The sequence below is a fragment of the Traorella massiliensis genome, from assembly GCF_900104665.1.
Lineage (GTDB): Bacteria > Bacillota_I > Bacilli_A > Erysipelotrichales > Erysipelotrichaceae > Traorella > Traorella massiliensis.
Map to the genome: position 1 here is coordinate 816,565 of NZ_LT629969.1, position 16,841 is coordinate 833,405.

The following is a 16,841-nucleotide window of genomic DNA, read 5'->3' on the forward strand; positions in this document are numbered from 1 at the left end:
GAGAGGGGGATAGGAATGCGTAAGAAAATAATGTATTTTGTTCTTTTTTCAATGATATTTCTATTTTTGCCTTCATTTAATGTAAAGGCAGATTCGACAGGGTATTATTATGAAAATATTGATATTCAAGTAGAAGTAAACTCTAAAAGAGAATTTAAGATCACTGAAACATTAGATGTTTATTATGAAGAAGAAATGCATGGAATTATTCGTAGTATTCCTGAAGAAAGTGATGTAGAAGGATATAAGATCACAGATATTCATGTAGAAGGGGCACCCTATCAAATAGAAGAAACCTACTCAGGTATTGATATAAGAATAGGTGATGAGGATAAAACAGTTACAGGAAATCAACGTTATGTATTGACTTATACGCTTGCGCATTATCAGGATTATGATCAGGACCATGATTATATTTATTTAAATCTAATAGGTGATGATTTTGATTCGCCAACCAATCATTTAAGTGCTCATATCGTATGGCCAGAGAATACAACAGTTGAAAATGTAACTCTTACTGAAGGATATTACGGCAGCAGAGATAATGAAAAATTAGATTATACAATAGGTGAAAACGAAATATTTATAGAATCAAATCAGACGATTGAACCATATGAAGCAGCAACTGTACAGATCCAGCTTAATCAGGGGGCATTCGCAGATGCACCTGTCTATGTATATCCGTATATCGTTCATCAGAAAACAATTCAGATTAGTATTGATGAAGCGCAAGATTTTCATGTAACGCAGACAATTCAGCTTACTGCAAATGAAAAAGATGTTTCTTATCCTTTAAGTCCTGATTTTGATGCTTTTTATAGTTCTGAAACAGAGGTGCGTGATTTTGAATGTCTTGTTAATAGAGTAAATCAGTCTTCCGAATATTATGCTCATTTAGATGAAGCAGGTGAATATACAATCGAAATGAATTATATATTACATCCAAAAATTATTTTTGACGGAGAATTAAATATGTCATTATTAGATCGATATGAGGATGCACAGACAGAAAATGTACATTTTGAGATTACAATGCCTGCACTTGCTGATCATAATGTTTTTATTGGAAGATATAATGATACATCTGATTCACAACGCTACGAAATTAGTGAAAATGGGAATACACTGATACTAACAACAAAAGATGTTTTGCAGCCGGCAGAAAGATTAGAATTTACGTTGTATTTATCTGCTGCTGATTTCTATCGTCCTACTCCGGCATCTATCAAGGTGATCCCTGTTTTAAGCATTGGATTGGTTATTATTGCTATCATCTTGCGATATGTCGTGATGAGGCCTCGTTTTGTGGAACCTGTTACTTTTTATCCTCCAAGGGGAATGAACAGTGCTGAAGTGGGTTATGTCATTGATAATCGCCTTTCTAATGATGATATGACTTCTTTAATTTTTTATTGGGCTGGTTTAGGGGCTTTACAAATCAAAGGGATCGATGATGATTTTACTTTGGTTAAAGTCAGTGAACTTCCTAGTCAATGTCCGATGTATGAGAAAAAATTATTTGAAAGTATGTTTGCTTATGGACATGACAATGAAGTTACTGCGGATGATTTAGAACATAGATTTTATGTTGATATCAATCGTGCAAAGAAAAAGATTATTCAGATTTATAAAGAAATGCCTATGTATGAAACTATCGGGAAAATAATGAAAGTTATTTTTTGCAGTTTGGCTGTTGTGCTTTTTTTAGCGATGGTGGCAGCTTTAAGTATGGCAGAATCGAGTGAATGGGTCAGTGAGTTTATTATTAAGCTGCTTTCTTTTTCCCCTGCTTTTGTATTTATGGTATTTATGGCATTGCTTTCAAGACTTTTCGCTACTAAGGATACAATTGTTTTCAAGTTTTTCTATTATCTTTTCCTTTTGTCACCAATTATCATATTTTTATTGATGATTAAAGTTATATCAGAAATCTATCAGATGCAATTGATCGTTGTAACTATAAGCTGTATATTCACATTTCTTATCGCAAAAGGAATAAAAAAATATACGCCTCAGGCATTAGAACTGGTTGGTCAATTAAGAGGCTTTAAACGTTTTATTAAGGAAGCTGAAAAAGATCAGTTGGAAAGACTTTTAGAAGAAAATCCTGAATATTACTATCATATTCTTCCTTATGCTCAAGCTTTGCACGTTACAAAGATATGGCAGGATAAATTTGATGATCTGACGGTCGAACCTCCTTCATATCAGACTGGTGATGTAATGACCTATGCAGCTTTTAATACTTTCGCAAGAACGGTGTCTCGTTCAATGAGCCATAGTATGGCTTCTCCTTCATCTTCATCCTCTGGAGGCGGTGGTGGCTTCAGCGGTGGAGGCGGAGGCTTCTCTGGCGGTGGAAGTTCCGGTGGCGGCAGCGGAGGCGGAGGCTCTCGCGGCTGGTAAAAAGATTTATGATTATTTGATGCAGAATATGTTAAAATAAGAAAAACAGGAGGGAAATATGAGAGCTAGACAAATAATTGATGAAGTCAATAAAGTTGTTGTTGGCAAAGAAAATGAAGTGAGTAAGATCATGATGGCACTTCTAAGCAGGGGACATATTCTGCTAGAGGACATGCCTGGTGTCGGAAAGACTACGCTGGCGAATGCTTTTGCGAAAGCGTTAGGACTTGAATGGCGCAGAATTCAGTTTACGCCTGATGTGTTGCCAAGTGATATCGTTGGCTTTAATGCTATTGATCAGAATAGTGGTAATTTTGTATTACATAAAGGAGCTGTTTTCTGTAATCTTTTCTTGGCTGATGAAATTAATCGTACTTCAAGTAGAACACAATCTGCTTTATTAGAAGTCATGGAGGAAAACCAGATAACTGTAGATGGGGTTACTTTTCAAGCGTATGATCCATTTAATGTTATAGCAACCCAAAACCCTTTTGGATCTGCAGGCACCCAGCTCCTTCCGGAGAGTCAGCTGGATCGTTTCATGATCTGTCTTTCGCTCGGTTACCCAAGCGCTGAAAATGAAGTTGAAATTTTAAGACGTAAACAGCATCCTGAGAATTATCAGATTTCACAAGTAGTTACTGCTGATGAATTGCGGGAAATGCAGAAAGAAGTAGATCAGATTTTTGTTCATGATGAGATTATGAAATATGCTGTTCAATTAGTGTATATGACACGTTCTCATTCTCAGCTTTCAATGGGAGCTTCACCACGTGGATCAATTTGTTTGATTCAAATGGGAAAAGCAAATGCTTATCTTCATGATCGTAATTATGTTATTCCGAAAGATATACAAGAAGTCTTATTTGATGTTTTAGGACATCGTATCTTATTGGCGAGTGCTCGACAATCAAAAGAAAATGATTTAAAAAGGCAGATTCTTCAGGAAGTTCTGAATTCTGTTCAGCAGCCTTCGCTGAGTGAAAATAATGCTGGCTAGACGTTTGTTTGTTTTACTGTTAACTTTTCTTCTTATCATTGTTTTTCTTATAACAAGAGCCTACTACTTATTGCTGCTGATCGTGCTTTTGTTTTCAATGATGTTGATAAGTCTTTTCAGCATGCTCATGATGCATCATAAAATTACATTTCAATTCGTCAAACAAGAAAAAAATGCTACATTGGTATTTATAGGGAAAGGTATTTTTCCTATAGGGCGAATGAAAGTGGATATTGTGATTCATAATCTTTTTTTGGATACCTCTTTTTCACAATCTAAACAATTTCTTGTTAGTGGAGACAAGGTAGTGATACCTCTGGATGAATCTAATTTTAAATTAGGTAAATCAGTGATTTCTATTAAATCATGCAGAATCATTGATATGCTAGGCCTTTTTTCAAAAAAAATAAAATATCAGGAAACGATGCAGGATATTTGTTATCCATATATTGATGAAGTTTATCGCAGATTAAATTCTCAGATAAATGAGAAGCTTCAGTATTATAATTATCAAAAAAAAGATGATTATGATCTTCGTGAATATCGTGAGGGTGATTCGATAAAGGATATTCATTATAAGGTGAGCTATCGTCAATCAAAATTAATGATCAAAGATAAACATAAAGATTCAAGTATGACGATGAAATTGTTTCTTGATCTTTCAAAAGATGAAGAATCCTGCCGACAGGTTCTTTCTTATTTATATCAATTTGTTTATCATCTGACATTACAAAAATCAAAGTGTCAGATACAATGGTATTCAAAAAATAAGCTGATGGAAGAAAAGATATCTGATTTAAAAGAGTATGAAAATGTATTAACGACTATTCTTTCAAATCCAAAAGCACTAGAGGGAAATTCTGTTCATTCTGAATGGGTGATTACTGATTTGGGTATTGAAGGAGGTGAATAAGATGAAAAAGAATGATCTGCTTACCTTTATTCTTTATTGCCTGGGGTGTATGCTTCCTCCTTTGATGCTTATTTATCATTTTGATATTTTAAATAGTGGTTTTGCAGCGTTTTTATTGCTGCTTATCATTACTGTAGGAATTTATTTCTTATGGAATTATGTAAAATATGTCTGGATTCGCTGGGCCATTTTAGTTGGCGGTGTGATCTTAGTTTTATTGAATCAAAGTATTTTGATTGATGCGTTAATGTACGTATACAATGAAGTTGTAGAGACATACGGAATATATACAGGATTAAATTTTCAAATATTTAATGTTTATTTTTCTGTGAATCAAATACAAAATGAAGTGTTGATGCTCCTTTTATTGCTTCAGATTTTTGTTTCAGAAATCATGTGTCTACTTTTTAACGGAAAAAAAACATCCTTGATTTTTACAGTTACTTTAATCTTTGTCTCTCCTTCTTTGATTTTTCAAATTCAATTAAATTGGTTTTTGATGATTTTGCAGTTTGCTTTCTGGTTTATGCTTTTTATTGTCTTGAATGATAAAAAGATCTTGATTGACTGGAAAGCAAGAGGCAGACAGCTTTTGATCGTAAGTCTTTCAGTTTGCCTGGTTTCGGGTGGTTTCATGAAAGTCCTGAGTGAATCAAGATTTAAAGCGATGGCTTATAAACCTTTTGCAATAGATTTTCTTTTGGATCAGGTGAATTCACTGATTACTTTTTTCTCAACATTACAGTTTGATGATGACCGGCTTGATTTAAATCTGGCAGGCAATCGTTTTTATACAGGTGTTCAGCATCTTGAAGTTCGACGAAATAGAAGAGAAGATTTATATCTTAAATATTATAGTGGAGCGATTTATGAGGATAATAGCTGGAAAGCTTTGGAAGAAGAAGCTTACTCAGAATTGAGTGAGTCGGAATTTGAACGTTCTTATGAATGGATCGTTAAATATGATGTTAGTTCTGTTGATACCGAAGATATTACCGTAACAGATTTAAGGTCAGGAAACGTTTATGCGCCTATTCCTTATTATTTGCGTTCTATTGATGCTGATTATATGATGAATCGTGATATTTTTATAAAGCTTCAGAATAAAAATGAAACAGCTGTTTATCAGGTATGGAATCCTAAAACAGTTACCTTTAATCGAAAATATGGAGGATATGCAAGTTTTGTAGATGAATATTATTTAGATGTTCCAAATGATGTACAAATACTCTTTAAAGATAAAATGGATCTTAGTCAAGAAAGGCTGTCAATAGATGAGGCAACAAGCCGTATTTTATCTGTTCTTAGTGAATATAGATATACGCTTGCTCCAGGTTCCATACCAGATGGAAAAGATTTTCTAGAATACTTCCTTCTAGAAAATAAAAGAGGTTATTGTGTTCATTTTGCAACAGCAGCTACATTGATGTTTCGTTATTATGGCATTCCTGCCCGTTATGCAGAGGGTTATCATGTAGATGCTTCTTCTTTTGATTCCTATATGAATGCAAAAGTTGTTGATTCTGATGCTCACGCATGGGTGGAAGTATTTGATGATACATATGGCTGGGTTCCTATCGAGGTAACCGTTGGCAGAATGAATCATTCGACATCGAATGAAACGCCAGATGAACCATCATCTTCTCAAAATGAACAGCCTAATGATACACCCAATAATCCATCTAGTGATCCTTCTGGAAATCAGCCGGATGATCCATCTGATGATCCAATAGAAGATAATCCTCCAGAAAACACCAATCAAATTTATTTACATATTATTGGCGTGATTTTAGCTATTGTAGTTTTATCATTGCTGTATATGCTTTATCGTATTCTGTATCGTCGTTTATTAAATAAAAAACTTACACAGACGAATCGTCAGCAAGCAGTTTTTGAAATTTATCGTTATTTATGCCATATAGAGAAATATCAGAAAGTGATCAATGAAAAAATACTTTCTTTATTTGAAAAGAACCGTTTTTCAAAAGAAGGTCTTGATGAAAAAGAATATGAAATTTTGCTTGATTTTGCAAGGCAGTCTTCATTTGAGGTTTATCGCTCATTGCCATGGCAAAAAAAGATTTTATACAAATATGTAAAATGTTTGATCTAATACTAAAATCCAACAATCTTTTTGCTTTCTTTAATTTAGAATGCACTCATGAAAGATATGATCGCATATAAAAATCACTATGAATATGTACATTTGCATTGCTGTTATCAAAATCTTTATGATGTTCTTTTAAGAATTGAATTTCTTGATTGTATGGAAAGAATGAAAAAGTATCCTATGACCCATGAACTGACATGGTATCAAAGAATTTCATTTTTCTTTCATCGTCTTCATTATTTTATCTTTGAGGCTGATTTAGAGATCTTGCGGGAAGCTTTTGATTCAATGCGTTTGGCTTATCAGGAATTAAAAGAGCTAGATGCTGATGAAGATATGTTGACAGATTATGTCTGGATTTTAGAAAAAATAAAAAAAATGATGATAGAAAAGGGCCATCTTGATTGAAAGATGGCTTTTATTTGATTATAATGAATGAAAATATAAAGGAGATATAACTATGAAAATAGAAGAGAGATTTTTAAATTATGTAAAATTTGATACAACTTCAGATCCTGACTCAGAAACGACCCCAAGTTCCATGAAACAAAAAAAACTAGCGCAGTTTTTAGTAGATGAGCTGCATGAATTGGGTATTGAGAATGCTTTTATGAATGAATATGGTGAGGTTTATGCACATATTGAAGCTAATAGTGATGTGAAGGAAAGAATAGGTTTTATCGCACATATGGATACTTCCCCAGATTGTTCAGGAAAAGATATTCATCCTCAGATCATTAGAAATTATGATGGAGAAGATATTGTACTAAATTCAGAAACAATCCTTTCACCTAAAGAATTTACAAACCTTTATCAGCATTTTCATCAGGATCTGATCGTAACGGATGGAACAACGCTTTTAGGAGCTGATGATAAAGCAGGGATCGCTATTATTATGAGCATGGCAGAGCATATCGTTAAAGATGATTCAATAAAACATGGATATATCGGTATTGCATTTACTTGTGATGAAGAAGTAGGACGTGGTGCAGATAATTTTGATTTAGAAACTTTTAACTGTGACTATGCTTATACGGTAGATGGTGGTGATATTAATGTCATTGCATATGAAAATTTTAATGCCTATGAAGCAATTGTTCATGTACATGGAAAAAGTGTTCATCCAGGTGATGCGAAAGGGAAAATGGTGAATGCCTCTTTGGCAGGAATGCAATTTCATGCGTGCTTAGATCCTTTTAAAGATCCAGCAGTGACTGAGGGATATGAGGGATTTCATCATTTGACTGATTTTGAAGGACAGTGTGAACAGGCAACGCTTTCTTATATATTACGTGACCATGATGAAAACAAATTAGCACAACAAATCAAAGAATTTGAAACTGCCAGAGACTTTATGAATCAGCGATATGGATATGAGGTCATTGTTTTGGAAATACGTGAACAATATAAGAATATGAGAAGTTATATTGAAAAAGATATGCGTTGCGTAGAAAGAGCCGTAAAAGCATTAAAGGCATGTGGATTAAGCGGAGAGAGTGAAGCAATACGAGGTGGTACAGATGGTGCGGCATTGACTTATAAAGGATTAAATTGTCCTAATTTAGGCACTGGCGGTGAAAATTATCATGGCCGATATGAATATGTGAGCATTCAAGATATGGAAAAGATGACTGAAGTACTGCTTAAGATCGTATCTGCATAAGTCAAGCCTTTTTATCTGATTGTTTTTGATTATAATAAAAAAGGGTGAATAATATGGAATTAGAATTAATAGCACAACAGCTGAATATAAAAAAAGAACAGGCAGAAGCAGCTTTAAAATTGCTTGAAGAAGGGAATACTGTTCCTTTTATTGCACGATATAGAAAAGAAATGACACAGGGACTTGATGAGGAACAGATTCGTAGCATTTCTGAGAAATATACTTATCAGCAAAATCTGGACAAAAGAAAAGAAGATGTTGCTCGTCTGATTGAAACACAAGGGAAGCTGACTGATGAAATCAAAAAGCAATTGGCAGCCTGTGTAAAGCTTTCACAGGTAGAAGATATCTATCGTCCTTATCAGCAAAAGCGTAAAACAAGAGCGAGCGAAGCAATATCAAAAGGTCTGAAGCCTTTGAGTGAGTGGATCTTAAAAAATAAAGATCATGATTTGAAAAAGGAAGCTGCCAAATATATGAATGAACAGGTGCCAACGATTGATGAGGCACTTCAAGGAGCAAGTGATATTATTGCGGAAATGGCAAGCGATCATCTTGAGATACGGCAGAAAATTTATGATTCGATGTTTCATTATGGCAGGATCGTAACCAAAGAAAAGAAGAAGCATGATGATGAGAAAAAGGTCTATCGGATGTATTATGATTTTTCAGTACGAGTAGATCGTATTGCGAATCATAATATTATGGCCATCAATCGTGCTGAAAAGGAAAAGGTCATCACATGTGAAATAAGTTTTGATCATCAATACTGTATAAACTATGCTATTAGAAAATTTGTTCGCTATCAGAGTGAAGAATGTAAAGTTCTTATAGAAAAAGCAGTCGAAGATGGATGTACCCGTTTAGCAATCCCTAGCATTGAGAATCAGATTCGTAGTGAATTGACTGAAAGAGCCCAAGCCAGCAGCATGGATGTATTCTCGATGAATTTAGAAAAACTCTTGCTTCAGCCACCTTTGAAAGATAAAGTGATTCTTGGCTTTGATCCCGCTTTCCGTACAGGATGTAAATTAGCAGTGATTGATCAGATGGGAAAAATGCTGGAAGTAAGTGTTATATATCCGCATGAGCCGAATGCTAAAGTGAAACAAAGCAAGGAAGAACTAAAACGATTGATTGATACTTATCATGTGGAAGTGATTGCGATTGGCAATGGAACGGCATCTCGAGAAAGTGAAAAGTTTGTTGCTCAATTTATTCAGGAATATCATTATGATGTTCAGTTTACACTTGTTAGTGAGGCAGGTGCTTCGGTATATAGCGCAAGTGAATTAGCTCGTAAGGAATATCCGGAATTAAGTGTAGAGAAACGAAGTGCCATTTCGATTGCTAGAAGACTGATGGACCCTTTGTGTGAATTGATCAAAATAGATCCGGAAGCGATTGGTGTAGGACAGTATCAGCATGATCTTCCTAATAAAAAATTAAAGGAACGTTTACATTTTGTTGTAGAAAAAGCAGTAAATTTAGTGGGTGTTAATATTAATACAGCCAGTGTTGAACTTTTAAAAAATGTATCTGGATTGAGTGCAGCAAGTGCTCAATCAATCGTAGATTATCGTGAAAATCATGGTAAAATCAAAAATCGCAGTGAAATTAAGAAAATTCCTAAGATTGGTGCTAAATCATTTGAACAGGCTGCAGGTTTTTTACGCATCATAGATTCCGATGAAGTATTGGATAAAACGGCCATTCATCCTGAAAGTTATCAGTTGACTTATAAAATATTAGAGGCTTTGAAGGTGGATAGCAGCGATATCGGTACAGAAAAAATAAAAGAAGCTTTAGAAAATTGTGATGAAGAAAAGATCAAACAGGAAACAGGTTGTGATGATTATACATGGAAAGATATTTGTGATGCTTTATCTTCACCATTAAGAGATTATCGAGATTCTTTTGATAAAGTATTATTAAAAAGTGATATCTTAGAGTTATCAGATTTAAAAATAAATGAAAAGCTTCAGGGAACGGTACGTAATGTTGTTGATTTTGGTGCTTTTGTTGATATCGGGCTGCATGATGATGGATTGGTTCATATTTCTAATATGACAAAGGATAAAGTTTCACATCCATCACAAATTGTGAGTGTAGGGGATATCGTTGATGTTTGGGTAAAAAAGATTGATGAAGAAAAACAAAAAGTACAACTTACGATGGTTGAACCGATTTAATCAAATAATGATTGCGATTAATGAAAAAATATGCTATTATACTAAAGGTTTCATTCTGTGATAGTTGAATCCTCAACTTCTGTCTCGGATTGAAACGGCAAAGAAATAGGAGGAAAATAAAATGATCAGTAGAGAAGAAAAAACAAGAATCATGCAAGAATTTGCGACTCATGAAGGTGACACAGGTAGTCCTGAAGTTCAGGTAGCGGTATTGACAGCTAATATCAATAACTTGACTGAACACATGAAGAAGCATAAACATGATTATCATTCACAGCGTGGTTTGCTTCAGATGGTAGGTCATCGTCGTAATCTTTTGGCTTACTTGAAGAAGAAAGATTTAAACCGCTATAGAAATCTAATTGAGAGATTAAATTTAAGAAAGTAGTGAAAAGGCATCGAAAGATGTCTTTTTATTGTTTCAAATGTGATGAAAATATGATAAGATAGACAAGGAAAATAGAGGTGAAAGAATGGCTAAACATACATATAGTTTAGATTTCTGTGGTCGGGTGATCACAGTTGAAACAGGCGAAATTGCCAAACAGGCAGGAGGATCTGTTTTAGTACGTTATGATGATACAGTTGTTTTATCAACAGCAACTGCCAGCAAACAGCCAAAGGAAGGAATTGATTTTTTCCCGTTGACTGTTACATTTGAGGAAAAACTTTACTCCGTCGGAAAGATTCCCGGTGGATTTTTAAGGAGAGAAGGACGTCCAAGCGAACATGCTACATTGACGGCACGTATGATCGACCGTCCGATTCGTCCGCTGTTCGCAGAGGGTTTTAGAAATGAAGTTCAGGTTGTAAATACTGTATTATCTGTAGATACAGATGTAACACCAGAAATGACAGCTATGTTTGGTGCATCATTAGCATTGTGCATCAGTGATATTCCTTTCAATGGACCAATAGCTGGAGTTTATGTTGGATATGTAGATGGTGAATATATTATTAATCCGACCGTTGAAGAAATTGAAAAGAGCCGCATCTTATTAGCTGTTGCTGGTACTAAAGAAGCTATCAATATGGTAGAGAGCAGTGCTAGTGAGGTAAGCGAAGAAGAAATGGTCGAAGCAATCATGTTTGGACATGAATATATCAAAAAACTATGTCAGTTCCAGGAAGAAATCATGCAAGATTGCGGCAAAGAAAAACGTGAAGTAGTTTTATATGCAATTGATGAAGAGTTAAATCGTGAAGTTCGTGATTATGTACAACAGCGCATGGTTGAAGCTGTTCGTATCCATGAAAAACTGGAGCGTTATGGAAAAATCGATGATTTAGAAGCAGAAACAGTTGCTCTTTATGAAGCAAAAGAATATGCAGACGAAAAAGAAAAAGCTCAGGTCTTAAAACAAGTACATGAAATTTGTCACAATATCGTTGTGGAAGAAGTTCGCCGCTTGATCACAGTAGATAAGATCAGACCAGATGGTAGAAAGATTGATGAAGTACGTCCATTAAATTCTCAGGTTGATTTGTTGCCTCGTGCTCATGGAAGCGCCTTATTTACTCGTGGAGAAACACAAGTTCTGTCAGTCTGTACATTAGGACCTGTCAATGACAATCAGATCGTAGATGATCTTACTGAGGTAGAAACAAAGCGTTTTATGCATCACTACAACTTCCCGCCATATTCTGTTGGTGAGGTAGGACGTATGGGTTCTCCAGGAAGAAGAGAAATCGGACATGGCGCTTTAGGTGAAAAAGCATTGAGTCAGGTACTTCCTTCATTAGAAGAATTTCCATATACGATCCGTGTCGTTGCAGAAGTATTAGAATCAAACGGTTCAAGTTCACAGGCATCTATTTGTGCCGGAACAATGGCATTAATGGCAGCAGGGGTTCCTATCAAAGCACCGGTAGCAGGTATTGCAATGGGGCTTGTAAAGGAAAAAGAAAACTATACGATCTTGACGGATATTCAAGGTATGGAAGACCATTATGGAGATATGGATTTTAAAGTTGCAGGGACTAAAAATGGTATCACTGCTTTACAGATGGATATCAAAATTGATGGAATCACTCGTGAAATATTAACAGAAGCTTTAGCACAAGCACACAAAGGTAGAGAGCAGATCATGGAAAATATGATGGGTGCTATCAGTGAACCACGTAAAGAAGTAAGTCGATATGCACCTAAGATCTATCAGATGACGATCTCACCTGAAAAGATTCGTGATGTTATCGGCCCTAGTGGTAAGATGATTAATCAGATCATTGCTGCATGTGATGATGTAAAAATTGATATTGACGATTTTGGACACGTCGTGATTTATCATATGGATCGTGAACCAATCCAAAAAGCAGCAGATATGATCAGTAATATTGTGCGTGAAGCAAAAGTTGGTGAAATCTATGATGCGAAAGTTGTCAGACTTGAGAAGTTTGGAGCTTTTGTAGAATTGTTCCCAGGCTGTGATGGATTGCTTCATGTTTCTAAGATTGCACATGAAAGAGTTGAAAAGCCTGAAGATGTTTTAAAACTGGGAGATATCGTAAGAGTTAAGGTTATGGAGATCGATGATAAGGGAAAAGTCAATGTATCTCGTAAGGCTTTGCTTGAAAAACCAAAACCTAAAAAGGTTAATAAAGAAAATGCTGAGTAATTATGAGATTTGCGCTAAACGCAAATCTCTTTTAAAAGGAGGCTGTATGAAAATATTGATACAAGATCGTTTTAATGATACAGAGCGAAAATTTTTAGAAGAAGGACTTATAGGACATCATTTAAAATTTGTTCAGAAAATTTCTCAGAAAGATGTTGATGAAGCTCAGATCATTTTAGGGAATCCATCGTCTGATTTAGATATAAAGAAAGAACATATAAAAATGATTCAGTTAAGAAGTGCAGGTAGTGATACTTTTGTAAACCGGATCCATCCTAATACGCTTTTATGCAATGCCAGTGGCTGTTACGGGGTACCTCTTAGTGAACATGTCCTTGCTCTTCTTTTGGCTCTTTCTAAAAATATTCCAGTTTATATACATCATATGGATCAGCACTTATGGAAAAATCTTCATCAGGGAAAAGAAGTTTTTCATTCTCGTGTTTGTATTGTAGGGTGTGGAGATTTAGGAACTCAGACAGCGAAAAGGCTGTGTTCTTTTGACTGTCATATTACTGGTATCAAAAGACGAAATACGAAGCAATTAAAATATTTTGACGAGATTAAGACGATCGATGAATTGGATGACATTATTGGTGATATGGATACAGTGATCCTTTGCTTGCCACATACAAAAGAAACAAAGGGTCTTTTTAATAAAGAAAGATTGCTTAAAATGAAGAAAGATGCCATTTTAATTAATGTAGGAAGAGGAAGTGCTATCATTCATGATGATCTTATTGAAGTTCTTCCATACCATCTTGGCGGTGTAGGTTTAGATGTAACAGATCCTGAACCACTACCTTTAGAGGATCCTTTATGGTCAAATCCAAAAGTATTGATCACGCCTCATAGTGCTGGTGGATTTACATGGAAAAGTACCCGAGACAAGTATATTCGCTTATGTCTTGAAAATGTACGTCGATTGACTGAAAACCGCCTATGTTTAAATCTGGTTGATTTGGATAGCGGCTATCGAATTGATGTGAAATGATTGAATATTGTGTTAAAGTAAATTGAATGTTTATACTAGTATGGGAGGAATTTTATGATTAAAACGATTGCCGAAGGTGTTACATTGAATTTTATTCAAAGTAAAAAGTTTAAAGATATCTGTATATCCATCAATTTTATAAATAAAAATGAAGAAAAAAAAGCAACTGAGAGATCACTGCTCTCAATGATGTTAATTGATCGCTGTAACCGTTATGATACTAAGAAAAAAATGAATGAGGTAGCTGATCATTTATATGGCTGTTCTCTTGGAAGCCGAGCAGTTACTTATGGAAAAGCACATTGCATAGAAATTCGTAGTAAAATTATTAATCCACTTTATATTCATGAAAATCACAATATTTTAAATGATTGGTTGAATTTTTTAAATGAGGTATTGTTTCACCCATTAATGAATCATGAAAAATTTGATGAAGATTTATTTCAGGAAAATAAAAGTATTTTGCTTTCAAAAATTAAACGTAAAGAAGATGATGCTCAAAGTTATACCGTCATGAAAGCTTTTGAAATAGCTGGTAAAGATCAGCCGCTTAGCGTTCGTGTAAGAGGAAGCAAAGAATCTCTTGAAAAGTTAAAGAAGGAAGATGTTACTTCCTGTTATCATTCAATGTTAAAAGAGGATCAGATTGAAATTATTGTTTGTGGTGATATCGATGAAAATGCTCTTTTTAAATTAGTGGCTCAGAAGTTGAATTTTGTTGATAGAAAAGTTAATTATGAAACGTTCTATCTTTTAAAGCCACAAGAATTTGGATTCAGCAGGGAAGAAAGAAATCAGCCCCAAACAAATATTGCTATGGTCTATGCAACTCAAACCACTGTAAAAGATCCCGATTATCCAGCTTTGAAAGTTGCTAATGGAATACTGGGTCAGCTTCCAAGCAGTTATCTTTTTCAAGTAGTTCGTGAACAAAATTCACTTTGTTATTCCATCTCATCAAATCTTATTTCTTATGATGGTGCGTGTTTGATTTCAACGGGTATTGAAGAAGAAAATATAGACAAGACATTAAACTTGATTCAAAAACAGATGGAACGTTGTAAACAGGGAGATATCAGTGATGATCTTCTTGAAACAACGAAAAAGATGTTGATCGGAGCATTGATGAATTCGCTTGATGAAATGAGCAGTATTATTGGTTATCAGCTAGGAAACTCTATATTAAAGCGCAATTATCCAATAGAAGAAAATATTCGATCAGTATCAGCTGTTACTAAGGAAGATGTAGTTAAGGTATTTCAAAAAATGACACACGTTGCTACTTTTATATGTGCTTCAAAGGAGAAAGCTTATGAATAAGGTTCTATCAGATAAATATAAGGAATGCTACTATGAAACAACATTAGAAAATGGATTAAGAGTAGTCATTTGGCATAAAGAAGGTTATGAAAAAAGTTTTGCAATCATGGCGACACCTATGGGAGCTTTTGATGTTTTACAGATTGATTCAAAAGGTAATGAGTATACATATCACTCAGGTGTGGCCCATTTTCTTGAGCATAAGATGTTTGAATGTGCACACCGTGATGTAATGGAAGATTTTTCTAGAATGGGAGCAAATGTGAATGCAGCTACGACTTATGATATGACTTGTTATTATTTTCAGACAAGCCATGACTTAAAAGAACCGTTGAATTTACTTCTTGATTTTACTCAAAGCTTAGATATCGATGAGAAAAGTGTTGAAAAGGAAAAGGGAATTATCATTCAAGAATTGAATATGTATCAGCAGATGAGTGACTTTCGTCTTGTTAGAGAAAGCTTTGCGGCACTCTACCATGAACATCCTCTAAAATATGATGTTGGAGGTACGACTCAAAGTGTTAATGAAACAACTTTGGATGAATTAAAGCGTTGTTTCCATAACAATTATCATCCACATTCCATGATTTGTGTCGTAGTAACGGGTAAAAATCCTGATGAAGTAATGAATATCATTGAAAATAATCAATCTTCTAAGAAATTTGCGAATATTAGTGCGGCAAAACGTAAATATATATATGAGCCAAAAGAAGTAGTTAAAGAACATGTTGTTTTTGAAATGGATATTAATCGTCCGAAGGTAAATCTTGCTTTCAAATTGAAGGGTATTACTGATCCAAAAGAACGTTGTCGAACAGAACTTTATCTCCGTTTTTATTTTGATGCGTTATTCTCTTCTATCAATGATGAATATCAGGAATGGCTAGATCAGGAAATTATCAACGATTTCTTTGGATATGAATTTGATTTTGGTGAAGATTATGGCTACTGCATGCTTTATAGTGAAACGGATAAAATTGAAGAATTTAAACAAATGGTCTTTAAACAATTAAAAAAGATGAAGAGTACTCCGCTAAAGAAAGAGATATTTGATCAGTTAAAGCGAAGATATTATGGAGAAAATATACGTGAGTTGAATGATTTTGAGGGAATTGCTGTTACTTATATTCGTAATTATTTCAATCAGCTTTCGTTTTTTGAAGTATATGATATGATTGAAAATACAATGCTTGAAGATGTTTGTAAAGCTGTAGATAAATTAGATCTGACTCATTTCTCATTTATTGAATGTCAACCGCTTAGAGGCTAATGCCTCTTTTTATAATGGCGATTCAAATGAATCGCTGCTTTAAGAAAGAAAGGATACTTTTTCTGCGACAAATTTGTAAGCGATAAAAGGTTTTCCTTCGTTTGTTTTTAACTTTGAAGATTGAATACGTCCTTGAATACTGAGGATGTCACCTTCTTTAGAGTTTTCACAACAGATTTCCGCAGTTCCTCTCCATAATTCTACTTCAATCGTATCTTCGTCATAAAAACCTTCACTGTTGCGAAAGTTACGTTCGATATCAAGCGTGACACGAGAAAACTTGATTCCTTTATCTGTTTCTCTGATTTCGCTGATTTCTTTGAGTTTTCCTTCTACAATAAATGTATTAATCATA

Annotated in this window: 13 protein-coding genes; 12 read left to right on the forward strand and 1 reads right to left on the reverse strand. The window is 34.6% G+C overall.

Features of this window, described 5'->3' with window-relative positions:
• Positions 1-15 precede the first annotated feature (15 nt).
• The 12 genes from BQ5367_RS11270 (at position 16) to yfmH (ending at position 16,486) form a co-directional block, all read left to right on the forward strand.
• Entirely contained in the window at positions 16-2,406 is a 2,391-nt protein-coding gene (locus BQ5367_RS11270; protein WP_071442584.1) for a DUF2207 family protein, read from the forward strand.
• Positions 2,407-2,464: 58 nt separating this feature from the next.
• Complete coding sequence (locus BQ5367_RS11275; RefSeq protein WP_071442585.1) at positions 2,465-3,406, forward strand: AAA family ATPase; 942 nt, start codon at positions 2,465-2,467, stop codon at positions 3,404-3,406.
• Positions 3,396-4,319, forward strand: a complete 924-nt coding sequence (locus BQ5367_RS11280; protein WP_071442586.1) for a DUF58 domain-containing protein — start codon at positions 3,396-3,398, stop codon at positions 4,317-4,319. The genes BQ5367_RS11275 and BQ5367_RS11280 overlap by 11 nt, the downstream gene beginning before the upstream one ends.
• Before the next feature lies 1 nt (position 4,320).
• Positions 4,321-6,432, forward strand: coding sequence for a transglutaminase-like domain-containing protein (locus BQ5367_RS11285; RefSeq protein ID WP_071442587.1), 2,112 nt, complete (start codon positions 4,321-4,323; stop codon positions 6,430-6,432).
• 48 nt (positions 6,433-6,480) lie between these two features.
• Positions 6,481-6,837, forward strand: coding sequence for a hypothetical protein (locus tag BQ5367_RS11290; protein ID WP_071442588.1), 357 nt, complete (start codon positions 6,481-6,483; stop codon positions 6,835-6,837).
• Positions 6,838-6,889: 52 nt separating this feature from the next.
• Positions 6,890-8,092 carry a peptidase T gene (gene pepT, locus BQ5367_RS11295; protein WP_071442589.1) on the forward strand — a complete coding sequence of 401 codons (1,203 nt, stop codon included), beginning with the start codon at positions 6,890-6,892 and terminating at the stop codon, positions 8,090-8,092.
• A 53-nt stretch (positions 8,093-8,145) separates the two neighbouring features.
• On the forward strand, positions 8,146-10,284 hold the full coding sequence (locus BQ5367_RS11300) for a Tex family protein (protein WP_071442590.1): 2,139 nt from the start codon (positions 8,146-8,148) through the stop codon (positions 10,282-10,284).
• Between the two features lie 121 nt (positions 10,285-10,405).
• Complete coding sequence (rpsO, locus tag BQ5367_RS11305) at positions 10,406-10,672, forward strand: 30S ribosomal protein S15 (RefSeq protein ID WP_071442591.1); 267 nt, start codon at positions 10,406-10,408, stop codon at positions 10,670-10,672.
• Positions 10,673-10,757: 85 nt separating this feature from the next.
• Positions 10,758-12,899 carry a polyribonucleotide nucleotidyltransferase gene (gene pnp / locus BQ5367_RS11310; RefSeq protein ID WP_071442592.1) on the forward strand — a complete coding sequence of 714 codons (2,142 nt, stop codon included), beginning with the start codon at positions 10,758-10,760 and terminating at the stop codon, positions 12,897-12,899.
• A 46-nt stretch (positions 12,900-12,945) separates the two neighbouring features.
• Positions 12,946-13,893, forward strand: a complete 948-nt coding sequence (locus BQ5367_RS11315) for a D-2-hydroxyacid dehydrogenase (protein ID WP_071442593.1) — start codon at positions 12,946-12,948, stop codon at positions 13,891-13,893.
• 54 nt (positions 13,894-13,947) lie between these two features.
• Positions 13,948-15,213 (forward strand): EF-P 5-aminopentanol modification-associated protein YfmF, encoded by a 1,266-nt coding sequence (yfmF, locus tag BQ5367_RS11320; RefSeq protein ID WP_071442594.1) that lies wholly within the window; start codon positions 13,948-13,950, stop codon positions 15,211-15,213.
• The gene (gene yfmH, locus BQ5367_RS11325; protein WP_071442595.1) at positions 15,206-16,486 is read left to right on the forward strand and encodes an EF-P 5-aminopentanol modification-associated protein YfmH; all 1,281 of its coding nucleotides are present in this window, start codon (positions 15,206-15,208) and stop codon (positions 16,484-16,486) included. The genes yfmF and yfmH overlap by 8 nt, the downstream gene beginning before the upstream one ends.
• A 39-nt stretch (positions 16,487-16,525) precedes the next feature.
• On the opposite strand, the gene BQ5367_RS11330 is transcribed toward yfmH, so the two are convergent.
• Positions 16,526-16,840, reverse strand: coding sequence for a single-stranded DNA-binding protein (locus BQ5367_RS11330; protein ID WP_071442596.1), 315 nt, complete (start codon positions 16,838-16,840; stop codon positions 16,526-16,528).
• Between the last annotated feature and the right edge of the window lies 1 nt (position 16,841).